This window comes from Proteus sp. HMSC14B05, assembly GCF_001808035.1.
Taxonomy (GTDB): Bacteria; Pseudomonadota; Gammaproteobacteria; order Enterobacterales; family Enterobacteriaceae; genus Proteus; species Proteus mirabilis.
The window spans coordinates 239,272-259,376 of sequence record NZ_KV791969.1 but is presented as its reverse complement, the minus strand read 5'-3'; the positions used below and the strand labels follow the sequence as shown (position 1 = coordinate 259,376).

Here is a 20,105-nt window from a genome sequence, read left to right as displayed (position 1 = left end):
AAGGTTAATAAAACACAGTGAAATTATAGCACCTAGTTTAACGAAATTTTACGCTGATGCCAGTAACAAAGGCGCCATTCTGGCAGTTATTATCTGTATCACTAGCCGTTAATCACTTTAAAAATGAGTCGCTAAACTGGTTCTTAAGCACATAAGACGTTACACTTTATTTATTTTTCAATAAACAGGATATTAATATGTTGCAATATCAACCCGATCATACCGTATTAAGAGATAAAATAATTCTAGTAACGGGGGCTGGTGATGGCATAGGTAAAGAAGCTGCTCTCACATATGCTCGCTATGGTGCGACATTAATCTTGTTAGGACGTACCTTATCTAAGCTTGAAGATGTACAAAATGAGATTATCACTTCAGGCGGGCAACAACCGATGCTTTACCCTTTAGATCTACTCACCGCGAGCGAGAACGATTATCAGGAATTTGCTGATACTATCGTAAAACGTTTTCCTCATTTGGACGGTGTATTACAAAATGCCGGCCTACTCGGTGTCGTTGAGCCGATAATTAACCAACCAAGTACACTTTGGCATGATGTGATGCAAGTCAACGTTAATGCAACCTTTATGTTGACTAAAGCCTTAATCCCCCTAATGCTTAAGGCGCCTCATGCAAGCCTTATTTTGACAACCTCCAGTGTTGGTCGCCAAGGCCGTTATGGTTGGGGGGCTTATTCTGTCTCTAAATTTGCCACAGAAGGCTTAATGCAAGTGTTACATGAAGAATATAAAGACAGTAGCTTGCGTATTAACTGCATCAATCCGGGTGGAACACGCACCAGTATGCGAGCAAGTGCTTTCCCCGATGAAAATGCACAAAAACTTAAAACGCCAAAAGATCTAATGCCGTTATATCTCTATCTAATGAGTGATGACAGCATTGAAGTGAGTGGTCAATCTTTAGATGCACAACCCGATCGTAAAGCCGGACCTGCTGAATAACTTGAGAATATAAGGTTTATCCTATGAGTGATGCACAACACCAACAGCGCCAACAACGTTTGAAAGAAAAAGTTGATGCCCGAATTGCGCAGGCGCAACGCGAACAAGGCATTTTGATGATTTTTACTGGTAATGGTAAAGGGAAAACCACCGCTGCCATGGGAACCGCTACACGTGCGGTTGGTCATCATAAAAAAGTCGGTGTTGTGCAATTTATTAAAGGGACATGGGAAAATGGAGAACGTAATCTTTTAGAACAAGCCGGCGTTCCCTTCTATGTTATGGAAACCGGTTTTACATGGGAAACTCAAGATAAAGCTGCCGATACACAAGCCTGTTTAAATACTTGGCAATATGCACTGCAATTACTCAATTCACCTGACTATGATTTAGTTGTCTTAGATGAACTTACTTATATGATCAGTTTTCATTACCTACCACTTGAAGATGTGGTTGCGGCTATTACTTCTCGTCCTGATCATCAAAGTGTTATTATTACAGGACGAGGCTGTCATAGACAATTAATAGAATTAGCAGACACCGTTACGGAAATGCGTCCTATTAAGCATGCGTTTGACAGTGGTATCAAAGCACAAAAAGGAATTGATTGGTAAAATAAACGCGTATAATAAACTCGTATTATGTGTTCAGATTGCCGTAATATATTTATATCAATACAGGTTCACCTAATATACCTGCACCAAATATTCTTCCGGTCTCTTTTATTAATTGAAAGTAGGCTTCTTTATCATCCAGTATATCATTTTGTATTTGTTGGCTATAAATCCATGCCATAGACATGATATGCAGATGATAAATATTATAAAGCTCTTGTTTCTTATCAGGATCACGAGACGCTAAATACGAGTAAACTATTTCATAAATAGTATTGGCTTCTTGTACTAATTCTTTATTATTAAAATTTATTTCACTCAGTGTAGGATTAAAATCCTCAGTACGTGTATCTTTTTCATTTATCCAACTAAACTGTTCTTTCTCAGCTTGTTTGGTTAATAAATCGTGATTATTATCGAAATGAATACCATAAGGATATTTGGCTAAAAACGTTTGAAACTCCTCTTGAGAGAAGCATTTAGTCAATACATTGCCTACCCCAGAATTCTTCCAATCTGGTAAATAAGGAGGAATAGGCTCATTTAATGGAATGTCACAACGAAAGATATTGTTGTCGATAAACACAGCATCTGTGCTATTAATGGCACCATGTATTAATTGTCCATTGATCCAAACAGAGCGCGTATCTAAATAAAAGTGTTCTTTATTTTCTTCTGAAGTAAACACGGAAGTAAAGCTATAGTATATTTCCTGAGAGGGATTAATAATCCCCCCATTATTTCCAGGGTAAACCATAAATACTTTCTTTTCACCTGAGTTTGATTCTAATATATGCTCTCCATTGGTTAATGTTATTTTTTTTACCTCACCTTTATTAATCGAAAAATGATTAGTATCAATTTTAAATTGTAACGGCACATTGTTATTGTTACTGATATAAAAAATGCCTGTTTGTGTTGTCGATGTTGTTGCCTCATCACAGCCTAAACTAAGAAAGTTCATACACAACACTGTTGTTAAATAAATATAACGATGCATATTATCGCGTATACCTTATCGTAATAAATACAAATAAAATATTAATATGATAGAAACAGCTTATCATCGTATTAATATAAGCATCATAGTTTTATTTATTATAAAAATAAAGCTATCAAAAAAAGAAGTCTGCTAAAAATTAGCAGACTTCTGTATCTAACTGAAAATTTAATTTGAATTTATCAATAATTATTCGTTTATTTGCTTTTACTTCCCGCTGATTGGCGGCGGCTTGAGGCACGCTTAGCCGGTGAAGTTGAAGTACGCGCAGAAATTTTGGTATGGCGTTTCACCGCCCGACGAATTTGATTTGCTTTAATTCGACGCTGATCTTTTTCGACAGCCACTTTGGTTACTGTCTCATCGTTTAGTTCCACCAGCTGGCGTAAATAGTTAATTTGATTTAAGCCTAGCTCAACCCATCCGCCACGTGGAAGTCCTTTAGGCAAATCAATATCACCATAACGAACACGAATAAGGCGACTAACCTGCACACCTACCGCTTCCCACATACGACGGACTTCTCGATTGCGTCCTTCCGTTAGCGATACATTGTACCATTGGTTAATGCCTTCACCACCGCGATAAGAAACCGAACGGAATGATGCCGGCCCATCTTCTAATTGTACCCCACGAGTCAATTGACGAATTTTTGCATCATCAATTTCACCAAAAACACGTACCGCATATTCACGCTCAACTTCACGACTTGGGTGCATTAAGCGATTGGCTAACTCACCATCAGTGGTAAAGAGTAATAAACCACTGGTGTTAACATCAAGACGACCAACGGCTATCCAACGCGCACTATTTAAACGCGGAAGACGTTGGAATACGGTCGGTCTGCCCTGTGGATCACTACGTGTACATAGCTCACCTTCTGGCTTGTAATAAGCTAACACTCGACAAACATCTTTTTGTGCTTCGCGAATACTTAATATACGACCATCTAAACGGATTTTGGCTGTAGAATTGGCATCAATACGATCGCCTAATTTTGCCTTCACGCCATCAATACTGATACGGCCTTCTTGAAGATAGCCTTCAATCTCACGTCGAGAACCATGACCAGAACGAGCAAGAATTTTTTGTAATTTTTCAGTACGTTGCGATTTATCGCTCATGAAACAACCTCATGTGTCGCCTTCACAGGCGTCATAAAATAAATTAGTTTTAAAATCAATCAGGTAAAAAATAACCCATGTTTATTAAACTGTTTAACAAACACAGGTCTATTGATTCAGGGATAAGCCATGCCAAAGTGACAATAAAATGAGCATGACAAATAAAATCGTGTCGATAAAATAGCGCCTAAGGCTTCCATCGTTACTATGCCGTTTACTTCAAAAACAGCTTTCTTGATGTCACTAACCACAAGATGCGCCCAATGGCTTTATCGCAGTGCGTAAATTTAACACAAGCAATAAATCTCTTCACCTTTTATCTCACTATAATAAGTCCCCTATGATGCATTTACCAAATTTAAAAGGTTATTGAAAAGGCGTAATATCGCCCATTCCTTCACGGACAATAACGGGGCTATCTTCTGTTAAATCAATCACCGTGGTTGGCTTTTGCCCCAAGTAACCGCCGTGGATCACTAAATCAACCTGTTTACCCAATAAGTCATTAATCTCTTCCGGATCTGACTCTGCAAAATCATTACCCGGTAATATTAAGCTGGTAGACATTAATGGCTCACCGATATTTTCTAATAATGCCAGCGCAATAGGATTAGAAGGTACACGTAAACCAATTGTTTTACGTTTATCATTCATTAAACGCTTAGGTACATCTTTGGTGGCTTTTAAAATAAAGGTGTAGTTACCAGGCGTATTATTTTTAATTAAACGGAAAACAACATTATCAACATAGGCATAAGTGGCAATTTCTGATAAATCTCGACACATTAGAGTGAAATTATGATGTTTATCGAGTTGGCGAATTCGACAAATACGCGTCATCGCATCTTTATTATCCAAACAACAACCTATCGCATAGCCTGAATCTGTTGGATAAATTACCACTCCGCCTTTGCGTAAAACATCCGCACTTTGTTCAATTAAACGAGCCTGCGGATTATCAGGGTGAATGTAAAAAAGTTGGCTCATATATCCCTCAACGACTTTTTGATGTTATCCCTGCCATAATGTCCATACAGGTTCAACATTAGCGGGTAACCATAAATTACGTCCTAGCTCTATCCACGAGCAAGGGCGATGAAAATCAGAACCTAACGAAGCTTTAAGATCATAAGCTTGTGCTAAAGCTGCGTGTTGTTCTCGCTCTTGTGGTGGTTGTTGGCATTGTGCCACTTCTATAGCATCACCACCTTGTTGTTTAAAATAAAGCACTAATCGCTTTAACCATTTAGAGGATAGACCATAGCGACCAGGATGTGCCAATACCGCAACTCCACCCGCTTGATGAATAGCCGTGACAGCGTCACCAATTGAGCACCATTGTGGCGGTACATAACCTGTTTTTCCTTTTGCTAAATAGCGTTTAAATACTTTATTGACCGATGCCACATGCCCTTCATTAACCAAAAAACGCGCAAAGTGTCCTCGTGTCACTTGCCCGCCTTTCGCTAGGGCACTTGCTCCTTCCCATGCCCCAGCAATACCCGCTTTAGCTAAACGTTCGCCGATCATTTTAGCGCGAGTTTCACGGCATTGACTCTGTTTTGCTAGGCATGTCGTCATAGCTTGATGTTCGATATCAATCTGTAATCCAACAATATGGATTTCTATATTCTCCCACAAAGTCGATATCTCGACACCTGATATCAAAGTTAAAGGTAAACTTTTTTCTGCAATATAATTTTTGGCAGGTTGGATAGCAGCAGTAGTATCGTGATCGGTTATCGCTAATACCGTAATTTGTTTTTCAATGGCTCTATCGATTAATTCATCAGGTGAGAGCTCGCCATCTGATGCAGTAGTATGGCTATGCAGATCATAAATCACGCGTAAATCAGATAGCAATTCAGTCATTCCTTCTCCCTGTTTATCCTCAGTGATACAACGAATTTTTAAGAGTATGCCATAAAGTACTTGACGAACCTAATATAATCCAGTTTACTAGTACACAACATGAGCTAGTCTATTAAATATAAACTTATCATCCGCTGTAAGGAGATCTTATGAATATCAATCAACGTCTTATTGCTCTGTGGTGGCGCAAAACTCTTTTATGGGCGGTTTGATCTCCTGCTTAGCATCAGTGATATCTAAAACCCGCCTACCGCGGGTTTTTTTATGTGCCAATTTTGTGCTTATCAGCACCAGAAAAAAGAAAATAGAGCGATAATAATGAATACTTCACTTGCATTCCCATTAACAACTAAGGTAACGGCATTGCCTTATCACAGCGAGCCGGCGTTACTTTTCAATACGTTGTGTGAACATCGTCATCACACCTTATTGTTAGAATCCGCACAAATTGATACCAAAGCCAATTTAAAAAGTTTGTTAATCGTTGATAGTGCATTGCGTATTAGTGCAAACAAAAATCAAGTGACTGTCGATGCGTTAAGTCTCAACGGCCAATATATCTTAGCGTTATTAAAAAACGCACTAAAAGAAAAAAGCACACTCTCCGTAGAGCGAGCGGAACAATGTGTATTTACTTTTGCATCATCATCTTTCCCACAAGATGAAGAGAGCAAGTTAAAAGCGGCTAGCGTATTTGATGTTTTACGTTTTTTCCTAGCAAATAGCACCGCAAAAGAAGCCAATGCTGTTTTTGTGGGAGGGTTATTTGCCTATGATTTAGTGAACGGATTTGAATCCTTACCTGATTTAGAAGCGGTTTTTTCTTGCCCTGACTACTGTTTTTATTTAGCTGAACAGTTAATTGTGATCGACCATCAACATCATCATAGCCAATTAATTTCCGTTGCCTTTACGGATAATCCACAAGAGTGTCAGCGTCTTGATACCCGTCAGGCACAATTAGTTGCACTCGCACAGCAACCTTTAAAACAACCACAACGTCAACCATTAACACCTCAGCAAGCGGTTGTAAGTAGCAATATGAATGACGAAGAGTATGGTGCTATTGTTGAAGCGATGAAAACCTATATTCGTCGTGGCGATATTTTCCAAGTTGTTCCATCACGCCGTTTTCAAATTAACTGCCCCTCACCACTGGCTGCCTATCAAGTTTTGAAACAAAAAAACCCCAGTCCCTATTTGTTTTATATGCAAGATGCGTTATTTACCGTTTTTGGTGCGTCACCTGAAAGTGCGTTGAAATATCAAGCAAGTGATCGCCAAATTGAAATTTATCCTATCGCAGGTACACGCCCAAGAGGTCGCAATGCCGACGGCTCAATCAATGCTGATTTAGATAGCCGCATTGAGCTTGAAATGCGCACAGATACCAAAGAGTTATCAGAACACCTTATGTTGGTTGATTTAGCACGCAACGATTTAGCGCGTATCTGCCAAGCTGGAAGCCGTTATGTCGCTGAATTAACCAAAGTAGATCGCTACGCTTTTGTTATGCACTTAGTATCAAGAGTAGTAGGAACATTACGTCATGACTTAGATATTTTTCATGCCTATCAAGCCTGTATGAATATGGGGACACTCTCAGGAGCACCGAAGGTCAGTGCTATGCAACTGATTGCACAATATGAAAAAACCAAACGAGGCAGTTATGGCGGTGCAATTGGCTACTTTACTGGTAACGGTGATTTTGATACTTGCATAGTTATTCGTTCTGCTTATGTAGAAAAAGATATTGCAACTATTCAAGTGGGCGCTGGTATTGTGCTCGATTCTGATCCCAAAATGGAGGCGGAAGAAACTCGCAATAAATCACAAGCGGTTATCAATGCCATTTTACAGGCGCATGCTGAAACTCACATGCAGGAGGCTTGCTAATGGCGACGCTCTTACTACTCGATAATATCGACTCTTTTACTTATAACTTAGTCGACCTTTTACGCAGTCAACATCATCAAGTGATCATCTATCGCAATGATGTCAGTGCTTCTTTTATCGAAAAACAATTAAACCTGTTAGATAACCCTATTCTTATGTTGTCTCCCGGCCCTGGTACACCATCACAAGCGGGTTGTATGCCTGAGCTACTTAATCGCATGTTAGGTAAATTGCCTATTATTGGTATCTGTTTAGGGCATCAAGCCATTATTGAAGCTTATGGCGGTAAAGTCTCTTCTTGTGGGGAAATTTTACACGGTAAAGCTACGCTCGCCACCCATGATGGGCAGGCGATGTTTGAACATCTGCCAAATCCTCTGCCCGTCGCTCGTTATCATTCACTCTCTGGCGAAATTGTGCCTGAGCAACTTATCGTCAATGCGTGGTGTGATAACACCGTGATGGCCGTGCGCCATCGCCAACATCGAACTTGTGGTTTTCAGTTTCATCCAGAATCAATTTTAACCACTAAAGGCGCACAACTTTTACAACAAACCATTACATGGGCACAAGCACCAAGAGGAGACGCATAATATGGATACTATCTTCAATAAATTATTTGCAGGACAACAATTAAGCTTAGAAGAGAGCCAAACACTGTTTAGTGCGATTATTCGTGGTGAATTAACAGAATCACAGTTAGCAGCGGTATTGATTAGTATGAAAATGCGTGGTGAGCACCCTCAAGAGATTGCCGGAGCGGCTCGTGCCCTATTGGATAATGCCTCTCCTTTTCCACGCCCAGATTATCTGTTTTGCGATATTGTGGGTACTGGCGGCGATGGAGCCAATAGCATCAATATTTCAACAGCCAGTGCGTTTGTCGCGGCAGAAATTGGTCTAAAAGTGGCTAAACATGGTAATCGTAGCGTGTCTAGTCGCTCAGGATCATCAGATTTATTAGCGGCATTTGGTATTCCGCTAGATAAAAGTGCCAACGATGCCCGCCAATTGTTAGATGAAATTGGACTATGCTTTTTATTTGCGCCGCTTTATCACAGTGGTTTTCGCTTTGCCGCCCCTGTGCGCCAACAGCTAAGAACACGCACGCTCTTTAATGTGTTAGGCCCATTAATTAATCCAGCGCGTCCGCCTTTAGCATTAATTGGTGTTTATAGTCCTGAATTATTAATGCCTATTGCAGATACCTTAAATGTCTTGGGCTACAAACGTGCGGCAGTGGTCCATAGTGGTGGAATGGATGAAGTGTCATTACATGCTCCCACACAAGTGGCTGAGTTACACAATGGGGAAATCACTCGTTATCAATTAACCCCAAGTGATTTTGGTCTGCGTCCTTGTGCGATAAGTGATCTTGAAGGCGGTACACCTGAGGTTAATCGCCAATTATTGGCTAATTTACTGCAAGGACAAGGTAAACGCGCACACACTGAATCCGTCGCTGCCAATGTCGCCTTATTAATGCGTTTACACGGACAAGAAGATTTGAAAGCTAATACCGAAGTTGCTATGCACGCAATCTATAGCGGTAAAACCATTAATCGCGTTAATGCGCTAGCCGCAAGAGGATAAAAATAATGACTGTATTAAATGCCATTGTTAAAGATAAAACCGAATATTTAGTTGCACGTAAAGCACAGCAACCTTTATCAACCTTTATAGATAAGATTGCGCCATCGACACGTTCATTTTATCAAGCATTAACGCAATCACACCCAGTGTTTATTTTAGAGTGTAAAAAAGCATCGCCCTCAAAAGGGATTATTCGCTCTGATTTTGATCCTGTTGCCATTGCGAAAATTTATCAACCCTATGCAGCCGCTATTTCGGTACTGACTGATGAAAAATATTTTCAAGGCAGTTTTGATTATTTACGTCAAGTTAGTGATGCCGTTCATCAACCTGTTTTATGCAAAGATTTTATTATCGATGAATACCAAATTTATTTAGCTCGTTTTTACCAAGCTGATGCCATTTTATTAATGCTTTCTGTTCTTAATGATGAACAGTACCGTGCGCTTAGTGCCGTTGCTCACCAATTAAACATGGGAGTATTAACAGAAGTGAGCACCGAAGAAGAGCGTCAGCGAGCCATTGAGCTTAAAGCAAAAGTGATCGGGATTAATAATCGTAATTTACGTGATCTCTCTATTGATTTATCCCGTACCGAACAACTTAGCCAAGGTTTACCGCAAGAGGCTATTGTTATCAGCGAATCTGGAATTCATACCCATCAACAAGTTAAAACACTAAGTCAATATGCTAATGGCTTTTTAGTGGGCAGTGCCTTGATGTCACAAGAGAATATTGCCCAAGCGGTAAGAGCACTTGTTTTGGGAAAGCATAAAGTGTGCGGCTTAACCCGTACACAAGATGTTAAAGCGGCCTATCAAGCGGGTGCCTATTATGGAGGATTAATTTTTGCTGAGAAATCACCACGAAGAGTGACACTGTCACAAGCGCGATTATTGATAACACAAGCGCCATTAGCTTTTGTGGGCGTTTTTCAAAACCAATCTATTGAGCTTATTTGTGACTATGCTAAACAACTTAATTTATCTGCTGTTCAGTTACATGGCGCTGAAGATGCACAATTTATTGCCCAACTAAGGGAAAAAATTGCCCCACAATGCGAAATTTGGCAAGCGCTTAATATGGCTTATCACCATGATATTCAGCACATTGCGCAAGTTAACAAATATGTATTAGATAATGGTACGGGTGGTACAGGCAACACCTTTGATTGGCAAACTATTCCGCCTACTTTACGCCATAAAGCATTACTTGCAGGTGGCCTAAACAGTGATAACTGTTTAGACGCTCTAAACACCGGTTGCTTAGGACTTGATTTTAATTCAGGGGTGGAATCTTCAGCAGGTATCAAAGATCCACAACGTCTATCGCAAGTCTTTACACAATTACAACAAAGCAAATTTTCACAAAATTTCTGACAAGGACAACATCACAATGAGAAAACTTAATCCCTACTTTGGTGAGTTTGGTGGTCAATATGTACCAGAAATATTGATCCCTGCATTAGATCAACTTGAACAAGCCTTTATTGACGCACAAAACGATCCGTCATTTCAGCAAGAGTTTCAAGATCTACTCAAAAATTATGCAGGTAGACCAACGGCACTGACACTCTGTCGCAATTTGACCCAAGGTACTCGTACCCGTTTATATCTAAAACGTGAAGATTTATTGCATGGCGGTGCTCATAAAACAAACCAAGTATTAGGCCAAGCACTGCTAGCAAAACGGATGGGAAAAACAGAGATTATTGCAGAAACGGGCGCTGGGCAACATGGTGTTGCCACTGCGTTAGCTTGTGCTCTGTTAAATATGAAGTGCCGTATTTATATGGGGGCAAAAGATGTTGAACGTCAATCACCCAATGTATTTCGTATGCGTTTAATGGGTGCCGAAGTTATTCCGGTGCATAGTGGTTCATCAACATTAAAAGATGCGTGTAATGAAGCGTTACGTGACTGGTCTGGCTGCTACGAGCGTGCTCACTACTTATTAGGCACTGCGGCAGGCCCGCATCCTTATCCCACTATTGTTCGCGAATTCCAGCGCATGATTGGGGATGAAGCTAAGGCGCAAATTTTAGCCCGTGAAGGTCGTCTCCCTGATGCCGTTATCGCCTGTATTGGCGGTGGCTCTAACGCCATTGGCTTATTCGCCTCATTTATACCAGAAACCTCAGTACAATTAATTGGTGTTGAGCCGGCAGGAAAAGGGATCGAAACAGGAGAGCACGGAGCACCATTAAAACATGGCAAGTTAGGCATTTATTTCGGTATGAAATCACCGATTATGCAAACCGAAGAAGGCCAAATTGAAGAGTCCTATTCTATTTCTGCAGGATTAGATTTCCCATCCGTAGGCCCTCAACATGCGCATTTAAACAGCATTGGCCGTGCAGATTATGTTTCTGTAACAGATGATGAAGCCATTGAGGCTTTTAAAACGCTATCACGCCGTGAAGGGATCATCCCCGCATTAGAATCGTCACATGCTCTGGCCTATGCGTTGAAACTGATTGCCCAAAATCCAGATAAAGAACAACTCTTAATTGTCAATTTATCCGGACGAGGTGACAAAGATATTTTTACTGTTAACGATATTTTAGCTGCACGAGGAGAAATTTAATGAGCCGTTATCAATTATGCTTTGAAGCATTAGCACAAAAACAACAAGGCGCGTTTGTTCCCTTTGTCACTTTAGGTGATCCCGATGCTGAACTGTCGTTAAAAATTATTGACGCATTAATTGAAGGGGGTGCAGATGCGTTAGAGATAGGCATTCCATTTTCTGATCCACTGGCTGATGGCCCTACTATTCAAGGGGCAAACTTACGGGCATTAAATGCTAATGTCACCCCAACCCTATGTTTTGAGTTATTAAGCCAGATCCGCCAAAAACACCCCACTATTCCGATTGGACTATTGGTGTATGCAAATCTTGTTTTTAGCAATGGCGTTGATAATTTTTACCATAAATGCCAACAAGCGGGTGTTGATTCAGTACTGATTGGTGATGTTCCCTTGCGTGAAGCAAAACAATTTCGAGAAGCAGCATTAAGCGCGAATATTGCCCCTATTTTTATTTGCCCGCCCAATGCAGATGATGAGTTATTACAAGAGTTAGCCACCAGCGCAGAGGGATATACTTATCTATTATCAAGAGCCGGTGTTACGGGGACAGATAAACGAGCAGAACAGTCACTCACTCATTTAACCAGTAAACTTAAAGCTTATAATGCACCACCCGCATTACAAGGTTTTGGTATTTCTGAGCCACAACAAGTTTCACAGGCCATTAGTAATGGTGCATTTGGCGCTATCTCAGGATCAGCCGTTGTACAAATTATTGAAAATAACCTACATCAACCTGATGTGATGTTAAAAATGTTGACGCAGTTTGTGCAACAAATGAAAGCCGCAACAATAAGCGTTTAAGTCTAAAATTATTATCGCCGTCTGCTTAGAGAAAACTTTTTCCTAAGCAGATTTTTCCTAATTTAATCATTAACAATCGACCATCACTTCCCCATCAGCCTCTATTCGTAGCGCGAGTAATGCGTGATTCGCCTGAACAAGCATAAAACTATTTTTGCTCAGTCAGTTGGCAATCTGTCATTTCTTGCACATACTTTATATAGGGTATACAGCTTTAGGTTTTCTATTCAGTAGTACTCAATCAATAATGTCATTATAAGGAGTTTGATAATGAAACTATGGGCAAAAATTTCTACCGTATTAGCGGCATTACTTATGGCCATGACTTTATCTGCATGCTCTCCAACGGCAACATCAGAAGGCACTGGGGGATATTTTGATGACTCGGTGATCACCACTAAAGTAAAAACAGCTTTAATTGGTGAGAAAAACCTAAACTCAACACAAATTAGCGTTGAGACATTTAAAGGTAAAGTTCAGTTAAGTGGTTTTGTCTCTTCACAGGCTGATGCAAATCGCGCCATAGAAACCGCACGTAAAGTCACTGGCGTTAAAGGTGTCATTAACTCAATGGTTATCCGTTAAGCTATTTTTTATAAGTCAGTAAGAAAAAAGCCACTTCGGTGGTTTTTTTCTTGTCTCATCTAAAGCATTCCACACTCTTTGGTATGAAGATCAATTTTTGACAAATTCTCTGTTTTACTAAAATTAGCCGTTTCTTTTTTACGGGTAAAATATCCCCAAAAAACCGTTAAAACTAAAGTTATACTTATCTTTTTTCGATGTTATTTTCACCACTCTGGTGACTTTCACTTAAATTTGATGCGACCATCATTTTCTTAATAGTACTATTCAATATCAGTAATAATATTTTTGGCCGATTTAGGCGCTATTTTTTAATTATTATTAGGCAATATCATACGCAAATAAAACATGCAAATAAAATACATCTATAAATTCCCATTTATGCGAGCCAATTAAATGCTCATCGAGAATAGTGATTATTTTTTTAACTAATAAAAAATATAAAGATGTATCTTTAATACACCATTAAAATATACCTCTATTATTTTAGTTATAATCAGCTAAGCCTTAATACACATAATAGAGGTAATAAAATTTTTTAGTCTAAACACGATAACTGTAGATAAGCAATTATGATTAACACAGATAAAAAAAAGCGGAGCCACTGCCCCGCTGATACTTAATAGCATATTCTGTTATTGCAAGAATAATTAGAAACGATAACCAACACCGAACATAAACACAAATGGGTCTAAGCGAGTATCCACTTTATAGTGGTTTCCATCGCCATCTTTAAATTTGACATCGGTTTCGATATTCATCCACCAAACAGAAGCATTCAGCATCCAGTTTTTATCTAGGTTATAGTCTAAACCTGCTTGTGCTGCAAAGCCCCAAGAGTTTTTAAGATCAAGATCATTTAATCCATGTTGGCCTACCGCTGGATTATTATTGAATTTTTCATCAAAGAAGGTCGTAAAGTTTAGACCAGCACCTAAATAAGGGCGTAATTTATCTTCAGCACCACCAAAGTAATACTGTGCCATTAATGTTGGCGGTAAATGTTTAACTTTAGCAATTTCGCCCACACCAGTTAAAGAAACTTTATGCTCAAAAGGTGTTGCTGCTAATAACTCAACCCCAATATTATCAGTTACCATATAACCAAAGGTTAAACCTAATTGAGTGTTGTTATTAGCATCAAAATGCCCACCTAATATAGTATCTGAACCTGTATTAGGACGAACTGTTGCAGTACCCGCACGGAATAAAAAATCACCCGCTTGATGAGCAAAAGAAATAGACGGTGCAAGTGTTGCAGCCGCTAGAATAAGCGCAGAAAGTTTTTTCATTATTTAACCCATTCCTGTAATAAGTAAAATCTCCGCTAAAATATACCCATTAATAAGTAATTATGATCTAATGCCGATCACAACTTTGGAATTATTTTTGCAGAAAGTGTTATTCCTCTCTTTATTATTTATGATGCTGATTATTTATAATTGATCCACATCAAATTTAGCATTAATACAATATTTTCTTATAATTAAATTTATTGTTTTTAAGAATCATTAAATAAAAGAACCTCATTAAAATATGATATTTGACAATATCGTTATTTAATTGTTAATTTAATGTTTCATCTGATTTGATTATTTAATTTTCATTCACCAAACGAATGAAAAAAACCTTTCAATAACAATAGCTATAGAAATAACAGAAATGATCCCTTTTTGTTGTCTTAAAAGGTACAATATGTCCCATTGACTTAGTCTATTTGTATAGGAGCAGTTTCATGCCTACCCCGGCACGCACAATCTACCGTGATAGTCTTAACTTTTATAAAAATGAACAACGTAGCATTATCACGCTATCTGCAGTTTTGGCCCTCATTTTAGCTGTCATATATCTATTGGTTGGCCCTAATGCACAAGAATCACAAATAATTAATGACTTTATTATTAATTTTCAAAAAACCAGATTCGCTGATGTCTCACCCGCTGAATTAGAAGCGATGAATAACAGTGTTATTGGGGTATTTCAAAAGGTCTTACTGGTCTATGTTTTTGAGCTTTTTCAGCAAAGTATTCTGGTTTTAGTGATTTTAATGTTGGCAATGGCACTTTCTGCCGGTCATAACGTGACATTGAACCAAACGTTTAATGCCAGCTTACCCCGTTTACCGAAGATGTTTCTGCTAATTTTGCTCTGCTCTATTTTAATTAGTGCAGGCTTTATGTTGATTATCCCTGGTATCATTTTATTAGTGGGATTTGCACTAGCGCCAGTCGTACTGGTACGCCAACAATCTATTGGTAGCGCAATACGTCTAGGCTGGAAAATGGGCTTTGGTGAATCAGGGGCGCTGATCCCTGCCTTAGGAATTTGGATTTTATTACAATTTGGGATTGGCTTCTTAAGCAATATTACGGGTGAATTGCCTAACATGATCCACAAATTTTTATATTATTTTTTAAAGAATATTACGTCTGCATGGATGATTATTTATCTATTCCGTCTGTTTATGCTGACTGAAAATAAATATATCACCAAGTAACCCCCTCGTAGCAAACAATGCCGTGCTAATGTGATTAATAGATTAGCACGGCATTGTTATTAACATAATCATTTAAAAACAATCAATTAACCTTACACACCTATCCAGCCACTAAACCCCATGTTATTCATTCTATCCCCTCGTTTCCGTATCCCTGATGAAAGTGGCTTGGTTATCTTCAGCAAACGGCTCTTGTTGTTGCTGTTTGTGTTTTTCTTTTATTTGTTGTCGACTTTGATATAAACGAATAACAAAATAGAGATCGGGTGCAATAATTAAATCATCATCATTGATAGTGATCTTGTTACGTGCAATCCAACGATTTAATTCTGTTCTGCGCCCAGCCAATACCAATTTAACGCCTTTGATCCTAAGCTCTCTAATTAGCTCATCAATAACAGCAAAAACACTCACATCGTCATAAGTAAAACTTACAGTAGCATCAACCGCTAACCATGCAGGACGTTGTGGCGCGCTGTCCACTAGCTGTAGTACCCGCTTTTTAAAATAGCCAACATTGAAATAGGTTAAGGGGGAATTAAAACGATACATCATCAATCCTGATATCGATTCAATGCCGTTACCTTGGTTGATTGAGTGGATCATTCCTTGTTCATCAACACCTAATAACTGATCACTTGGGCGGAATACAATACGTAAAAATTGCAATAACCCAAGTAACACAGCAAAACCAATGCCGTTAATCAATCCCGCTAACAACACCGCTAATAAAGTAAACGTTGCTAAGGTAAAAGCTTGTCGATTTCGTTTACGATAAGACCAAATATGACGAATACTTAGCAATGACCAAGAGGAAACAATCAGCACAACGCCTAAAGAAGATAACGGAATGTAGGCAATAAAGTCGGTCATAAAAAGCAACACAACTAAAATTACTAACGCAGCCACAATAGAGACCAATTGTGTTTTACCGCCAACAGAATCATTCACCGCAGTACGGCTACTGGCGGCACTTACTGCAAATCCCTGCGAAAGTGCCGATGCGATATTAGCAATGCCTAATGCCTTTAATTCTTGGTCGGCATCAACATCATAACCATTTTTGCTAGCAAAACTTCTTGCCGTCATCATAAAGCTAACAAAACTAATCACCGCAAGGTTAATAGAAGGAACAATTAATTCACGAAGTGATCCAAGATGAAAGCCACTCATTGAAACGATGGGTAAAAAGAGATCACCGTTGTCTGCTTCTTTATCAACAATAGCAATCCCATAATTGACTAAATCAAATTGCCAACTTAAATAGGTCATCACCACCATAGCAATTAATGGAGCGGGCCAACGTTGTCTAAAATGACGAATACCTAATAGTAATGCTAAGGTTAGCGCCGACATCAACAGTGTTGGCCAATGTGCATCTTTTAATCGAAAAGGTACTTCAAGTAATTTTTCAATTAAATATTCTGGGGAGGTGGTAAAACCAAATACTTTACTCAATTGCCCCACCATGATAGTGATGGCAACGCCATTTAATAGACCTTGTAATATAGGTCTAGAGAGAAAGTCCGTAAATGCGCCAAAGCGAAAATGACTCGCAAGAATGCACCAAAAACCGGTCATTGCAGTCATTATAATGGCCAGTTGCCAACGGGTATTTTCATCCCCCGCAGAAAGAGGGATGACAACTGCGGCTATCACGGCACAAGTTGCAGCATCAGGGCCAGTAATTAATTGGCGTGAAGTGCCAAATAAAGCATACATGATCATGGGTAAGATACAGGCGTATAATCCCACAATGGCATTGATACCGAGTAATTCGGTATAAGCGATAGCAACAGGCAATGCAACCGCAGCAACAGAAAGCCCTGCTTTAATATCATATCCAAGATATTCACGCTGATAATTAAACAATAAGCCTAATCCAGGCATCCATTTTATTATTCTTTTTCCGTTCATTGATTTCCTCTTATCTGAATTACTTTTTCGCGCATTCATCAAAAAGTCGCGTGAAGAGATAATGGCTCAATGAATCATATACTAGAGTGATGTTTTAATCTCCTACCATAATCAATACTTTATCTTTAAATGACACAAGATTAAATTAAACCTTATATTCAATGAGTTAATCTAATATAAAACCGCCATATTGTGATAAATAAGCCTGATCTTATTAAAGATATGCAATTGTTTACCCTTTTCATGTCGCTTTGCATTAGAATAACCTAGTTTATAAATTTAACGACAATAGGTTTCTATCGGTTATGAAAAACGGCTGGCTTAAGCAATTACTTGATTTCGCTCCACTATTAGTGTTTTTTATCTTTTATAAATGGCAAGATATTTTCTATGCTTCTGGCGCATTAATTGTAGCAACATGGATCTCAGTCGGTTTAACATGGCTTATTTTCCATAAAGTCGAAAAAGCACCACTGATCACCGCAATCGTTGTAACGATATTTGGTACATTGACTATCGCTTTCCATTCAGATGTCTTTATTAAATGGAAAGTCACCGCAATCTACGCCATTTTTGCGCTAGTGCTTATTGCGATGCAACTCTTTACGCCGAAAACATTAATGGAAAGAATGCTAGGTAAAGAATTAGCGATGCCAGCGACTAATTGGAAAAAACTCAATATCGCTTGGGTTCTGTTCTTTTTAGCTTGTGCGCTGGGTAATCTTTATGTCGCATTTTCTTTATCTCAAGAAACTTGGGTAAACTTTAAAGTCTTTGGGTTAACAATATTAACCTTAATCTTTACTGTGATTAGTGTTGTGTATATCTGGAACAACCGGTTACCCGAAGAAGAGACGAAAGAGGAATCAACAGAAAGTCATACATCTGAAACATCAGATAACGGAACAACATCAACATCTAAAGTATTACATAAAGATGTGACATCTAAATCTGAATAATGACCTCTATTTTATCGGGAGACTGCCTCAAGGGAGTCTCCTTAGTTTTAACATTGATAGATAGTATTTCCCCATGACTGAACAACAATCTTTGCCTAATGGTGAGCTAGTATTACGTACGCTTGCCATGCCAGCTGATACTAACGCCAATGGTGATATTTTCGGTGGCTGGATAATGTCTCAAATGGACATTGGTGGTGCCATTTTAGCGAAAGAAATTGCCTTAGGTCGCGTTGTTACTGTAAGTGTAACAGGCATTACCTTTCTAAAACCTGTTGCCGTTGGCGACGTCGTTTGCTGTTATGCTCGTTGTTTAAAAACCGGTAACTCTTCAATTACTGTTAATATTGAAGTGTGGGTTAAAAAAGTAGCAACTGAGCCGGTAGGTCAACGGTATCGTGCCACTGAAGCCGTGTTTACTTATGTGGCAGTCGATGAGAATAATAGCGCTCGTCGCCTACCTGAAGGTAAAACCAATTTTACCTTAGCAAGTACCATGGAATAACCTTTTTAAGCTCAATAAAACCAACAAAAAAGGCACTTATCAAAAGTGCCTTTTTTTATCATTGAGTGATGTGACGCTTTATCAATCAATGGCTTCTTATTAACTTGCAGAAACACCATCTATATTAAAATCAATGATAACCACTTTACCTTTATAAGGGATTTTCTCATAACGCCATTGACGCATTGCTTTTCTCACTTCGCGCTCAAAGACATTTTTTGGGTTAGCAGAGAGAATTTCTACATTATCTACCCGTCCATCGGCATCGATATCAAAGCGTACTTTTATTGAACCCTCAATACCCACTGCCTTGGCACGAGGAGGATAGATAGGTAACCCTTGGCGAAGCACATTAGGTACTTTTCCTTCCCCTTGGCTAGTTGTCGCAACAGGCTTTTCCTCACCTTTATTACTCGGTGTAGCGTTGGGATTAAGATTTTTCATCTCATTTCCCTTGTTCAGCGCCAATGGCTGTTGCTGTGGCCGTTCGACAGGTGGCTTTGGTTTTTCCACCGGTTTTGGCTTAGGTTTTGGTTTCGGTTCGGGCTTCTTCTCTATCGGTTTTTCAATCACCGGTTTTACATCTGGGATCGGTTCTGGTTCTGGCTCAGGTTCTGGCTCGACAACAGGCTCAGGCTCCGGAGGCGTCACCTTTTCAACTACAGGCTCAGGCTCTCCTACCGGCTCATCTGCAGCAAAGGCTAGCATCTGTATAGAGATAGGTTCTGGTGCAATTGGCTTATCTTCTACAACATACAGTATGGCAGCCGCAACAAGCGAGGCATGCAAACACAGTGATATAAATACCCAAAGCTTAAAGCGCATAACTGATCTTATTTCACCTAAACAAAAAATAATGCCTCTAGTTTAAATGCAAATAGCAATCATATTCAATAACGTTTATCAAAATGATTGCTATAACAACTAAAAAAGCTAAAGATCAATTTAGTTCGGTGTATTGCACGAACAACAGCGCTCTATGTTTTCTAGAAGTATCAAGCTTACGCATTTGGTAAATACGTAAGTTACGGCGTGATTGACCCTCTAACCAACGGCGACGGCGACGTAACGCTTGTCTCATCATTCGCCAACGTGCCACTTCATTCCTGCTATGTCTCATTGCAATCAATACCTATTTTTTCAAATAAGTGGTGTATTATAGGACGTTCATTTTATGATCCAAGGG

At 39.2% G+C, this 20,105-nt stretch carries 18 protein-coding genes and 1 pseudogene; 11 read left to right on the top strand and 8 right to left on the bottom strand.

Annotated elements, in window-relative coordinates; genetic code table 11:
• Nucleotides 1-200 precede the first annotated feature (200 nt).
• Nucleotides 201-962, top strand: coding sequence for a YciK family oxidoreductase (locus HMPREF3129_RS03660; RefSeq protein ID WP_026090429.1), 762 nt, complete (start codon nt 201-203; stop codon nt 960-962).
• Between the two features lie 23 nt (nt 963-985).
• Entirely contained in the window at nt 986-1,576 is a 591-nt protein-coding gene (cobO, locus tag HMPREF3129_RS03655) for a cob(I)yrinic acid a,c-diamide adenosyltransferase (RefSeq protein ID WP_004243052.1), read from the top strand.
• A 52-nt stretch (nt 1,577-1,628) separates the two neighbouring features.
• Here cobO and HMPREF3129_RS03650 read toward each other — a convergent pair whose 3' ends face one another.
• From HMPREF3129_RS03650 to rnm, 4 genes are all read right to left on the bottom strand, one after another.
• Entirely contained in the window at nt 1,629-2,540 is a 912-nt protein-coding gene (locus tag HMPREF3129_RS03650) for a hypothetical protein (protein ID WP_223302929.1), read from the bottom strand.
• Nucleotides 2,541-2,773: 233 nt separating this feature from the next.
• The gene (gene rluB / locus HMPREF3129_RS03645) at nt 2,774-3,700 is read right to left on the bottom strand and encodes a 23S rRNA pseudouridine(2605) synthase RluB (RefSeq protein WP_004243055.1); all 927 of its coding nucleotides are present in this window, start codon (nt 3,698-3,700) and stop codon (nt 2,774-2,776) included.
• A gap of 366 nt (nt 3,701-4,066) precedes the next feature.
• Nucleotides 4,067-4,687, bottom strand: a complete 621-nt coding sequence (locus HMPREF3129_RS03640) for an L-threonylcarbamoyladenylate synthase (RefSeq protein ID WP_004243057.1) — start codon at nt 4,685-4,687, stop codon at nt 4,067-4,069.
• Between the two features lie 24 nt (nt 4,688-4,711).
• Nucleotides 4,712-5,572: an RNase RNM gene (rnm, locus tag HMPREF3129_RS03635; RefSeq protein ID WP_004243058.1), complete on the bottom strand. Its 861-nt coding sequence runs from the start codon at nt 5,570-5,572 to the stop codon at nt 4,712-4,714.
• Between the two features lie 318 nt (nt 5,573-5,890).
• Here rnm and HMPREF3129_RS03630 point away from each other — a divergent pair, with 318 nt between their 5' ends.
• From HMPREF3129_RS03630 to HMPREF3129_RS03600, 6 genes and pseudogenes are all read left to right on the top strand, one after another.
• Nucleotides 5,891-7,468 (top strand): anthranilate synthase component 1, encoded by a 1,578-nt coding sequence (locus HMPREF3129_RS03630; RefSeq protein ID WP_036918383.1) that lies wholly within the window; start codon nt 5,891-5,893, stop codon nt 7,466-7,468.
• Nucleotides 7,468-9,061: pseudogene (trpD, locus tag HMPREF3129_RS18830) on the top strand (bifunctional anthranilate synthase glutamate amidotransferase component TrpG/anthranilate phosphoribosyltransferase TrpD). The gene HMPREF3129_RS03630 and the pseudogene trpD overlap by 1 nt, the downstream one beginning before the upstream one ends.
• Before the next feature lie 5 nt (nt 9,062-9,066).
• The gene (trpCF, locus tag HMPREF3129_RS03615) at nt 9,067-10,440 is read left to right on the top strand and encodes a bifunctional indole-3-glycerol-phosphate synthase TrpC/phosphoribosylanthranilate isomerase TrpF (protein ID WP_036918384.1); all 1,374 of its coding nucleotides are present in this window, start codon (nt 9,067-9,069) and stop codon (nt 10,438-10,440) included.
• Between the two features lie 16 nt (nt 10,441-10,456).
• The gene (trpB, locus tag HMPREF3129_RS03610; protein WP_004243066.1) at nt 10,457-11,647 is read left to right on the top strand and encodes a tryptophan synthase subunit beta; all 1,191 of its coding nucleotides are present in this window, start codon (nt 10,457-10,459) and stop codon (nt 11,645-11,647) included.
• Entirely contained in the window at nt 11,647-12,456 is an 810-nt protein-coding gene (gene trpA, locus HMPREF3129_RS03605; RefSeq protein ID WP_004243068.1) for a tryptophan synthase subunit alpha, read from the top strand. Before trpB ends, trpA begins: the two co-directional genes overlap by 1 nt.
• A 270-nt stretch (nt 12,457-12,726) precedes the next feature.
• The gene (locus HMPREF3129_RS03600; RefSeq protein WP_004243069.1) at nt 12,727-13,041 is read left to right on the top strand and encodes a BON domain-containing protein; all 315 of its coding nucleotides are present in this window, start codon (nt 12,727-12,729) and stop codon (nt 13,039-13,041) included.
• Nucleotides 13,042-13,691: 650 nt separating this feature from the next.
• Here the strand turns inward: HMPREF3129_RS03600 and ompW are convergent.
• The gene (ompW, locus tag HMPREF3129_RS03595) at nt 13,692-14,333 is read right to left on the bottom strand and encodes an outer membrane protein OmpW (RefSeq protein ID WP_036918385.1); all 642 of its coding nucleotides are present in this window, start codon (nt 14,331-14,333) and stop codon (nt 13,692-13,694) included.
• Nucleotides 14,334-14,776: 443 nt separating this feature from the next.
• Between ompW and HMPREF3129_RS03590 the strand changes: the two genes are divergently transcribed.
• Complete coding sequence (locus HMPREF3129_RS03590; RefSeq protein ID WP_004243072.1) at nt 14,777-15,538, top strand: YciC family protein; 762 nt, start codon at nt 14,777-14,779, stop codon at nt 15,536-15,538.
• 132 nt (nt 15,539-15,670) lie between these two features.
• Here HMPREF3129_RS03590 and HMPREF3129_RS03585 read toward each other — a convergent pair whose 3' ends face one another.
• Nucleotides 15,671-17,455, bottom strand: a complete 1,785-nt coding sequence (locus tag HMPREF3129_RS03585; RefSeq protein ID WP_036918386.1) for a SulP family inorganic anion transporter — start codon at nt 17,453-17,455, stop codon at nt 15,671-15,673.
• A gap of 305 nt (nt 17,456-17,760) precedes the next feature.
• On the opposite strand from HMPREF3129_RS03585, the gene HMPREF3129_RS03580 reads away from it, so the two are divergent.
• Both HMPREF3129_RS03580 and yciA read left to right on the top strand, forming a co-directional pair.
• Complete coding sequence (locus tag HMPREF3129_RS03580; protein ID WP_004243074.1) at nt 17,761-18,414, top strand: septation protein A; 654 nt, start codon at nt 17,761-17,763, stop codon at nt 18,412-18,414.
• A 73-nt stretch (nt 18,415-18,487) separates the two neighbouring features.
• Entirely contained in the window at nt 18,488-18,919 is a 432-nt protein-coding gene (yciA, locus tag HMPREF3129_RS03575; protein WP_004243075.1) for an acyl-CoA thioester hydrolase YciA, read from the top strand.
• Nucleotides 18,920-19,018: 99 nt separating this feature from the next.
• Here the strand turns inward: yciA and tonB are convergent, their stop codons facing one another.
• Together tonB and HMPREF3129_RS03565 are read right to left on the bottom strand one after the other, a co-directional pair.
• Nucleotides 19,019-19,744, bottom strand: coding sequence for a TonB system transport protein TonB (tonB, locus tag HMPREF3129_RS03570; RefSeq protein ID WP_036918388.1), 726 nt, complete (start codon nt 19,742-19,744; stop codon nt 19,019-19,021).
• A 115-nt stretch (nt 19,745-19,859) separates the two neighbouring features.
• A complete protein-coding gene (locus HMPREF3129_RS03565; RefSeq protein ID WP_004248137.1) occupies nt 19,860-20,039 on the bottom strand; it encodes a YciY family protein in 180 nt (59 codons plus the stop codon).
• Nucleotides 20,040-20,105 lie beyond the last annotated feature (66 nt).

Coding starts and splice junctions, on each gene's coding strand:
- HMPREF3129_RS03590 (WP_004243072.1), top strand. CDS start 14,777: ATGCCTACCCCGGCACGCACAATCTACCGTGATAGTCTTAACTTTTAT.
- yciA (WP_004243075.1), top strand. CDS start 18,488: ATGACTGAACAACAATCTTTGCCTAATGGTGAGCTAGTATTACGTACG.
- trpA (WP_004243068.1), top strand. CDS start 11,647: ATGAGCCGTTATCAATTATGCTTTGAAGCATTAGCACAAAAACAACAA.
- HMPREF3129_RS03565 (WP_004248137.1), bottom strand. CDS start 20,039: ATGAGACATAGCAGGAATGAAGTGGCACGTTGGCGAATGATGAGACAA.
- rluB (WP_004243055.1), bottom strand. CDS start 3,700: ATGAGCGATAAATCGCAACGTACTGAAAAATTACAAAAAATTCTTGCT.
- HMPREF3129_RS03600 (WP_004243069.1), top strand. CDS start 12,727: ATGAAACTATGGGCAAAAATTTCTACCGTATTAGCGGCATTACTTATG.
- cobO (WP_004243052.1), top strand. CDS start 986: ATGAGTGATGCACAACACCAACAGCGCCAACAACGTTTGAAAGAAAAA.
- tonB (WP_036918388.1), bottom strand. CDS start 19,744: ATGCGCTTTAAGCTTTGGGTATTTATATCACTGTGTTTGCATGCCTCG.
- trpCF (WP_036918384.1), top strand. CDS start 9,067: ATGACTGTATTAAATGCCATTGTTAAAGATAAAACCGAATATTTAGTT.
- HMPREF3129_RS03585 (WP_036918386.1), bottom strand. CDS start 17,455: ATGAACGGAAAAAGAATAATAAAATGGATGCCTGGATTAGGCTTATTG.
- trpB (WP_004243066.1), top strand. CDS start 10,457: ATGAGAAAACTTAATCCCTACTTTGGTGAGTTTGGTGGTCAATATGTA.
- HMPREF3129_RS03640 (WP_004243057.1), bottom strand. CDS start 4,687: ATGAGCCAACTTTTTTACATTCACCCTGATAATCCGCAGGCTCGTTTA.
- rnm (WP_004243058.1), bottom strand. CDS start 5,572: ATGACTGAATTGCTATCTGATTTACGCGTGATTTATGATCTGCATAGC.
- HMPREF3129_RS03580 (WP_004243074.1), top strand. CDS start 17,761: ATGAAAAACGGCTGGCTTAAGCAATTACTTGATTTCGCTCCACTATTA.
- ompW (WP_036918385.1), bottom strand. CDS start 14,333: ATGAAAAAACTTTCTGCGCTTATTCTAGCGGCTGCAACACTTGCACCG.
- HMPREF3129_RS03630 (WP_036918383.1), top strand. CDS start 5,891: ATGAATACTTCACTTGCATTCCCATTAACAACTAAGGTAACGGCATTG.
- HMPREF3129_RS03650 (WP_223302929.1), bottom strand. CDS start 2,540: ATGAACTTTCTTAGTTTAGGCTGTGATGAGGCAACAACATCGACAACA.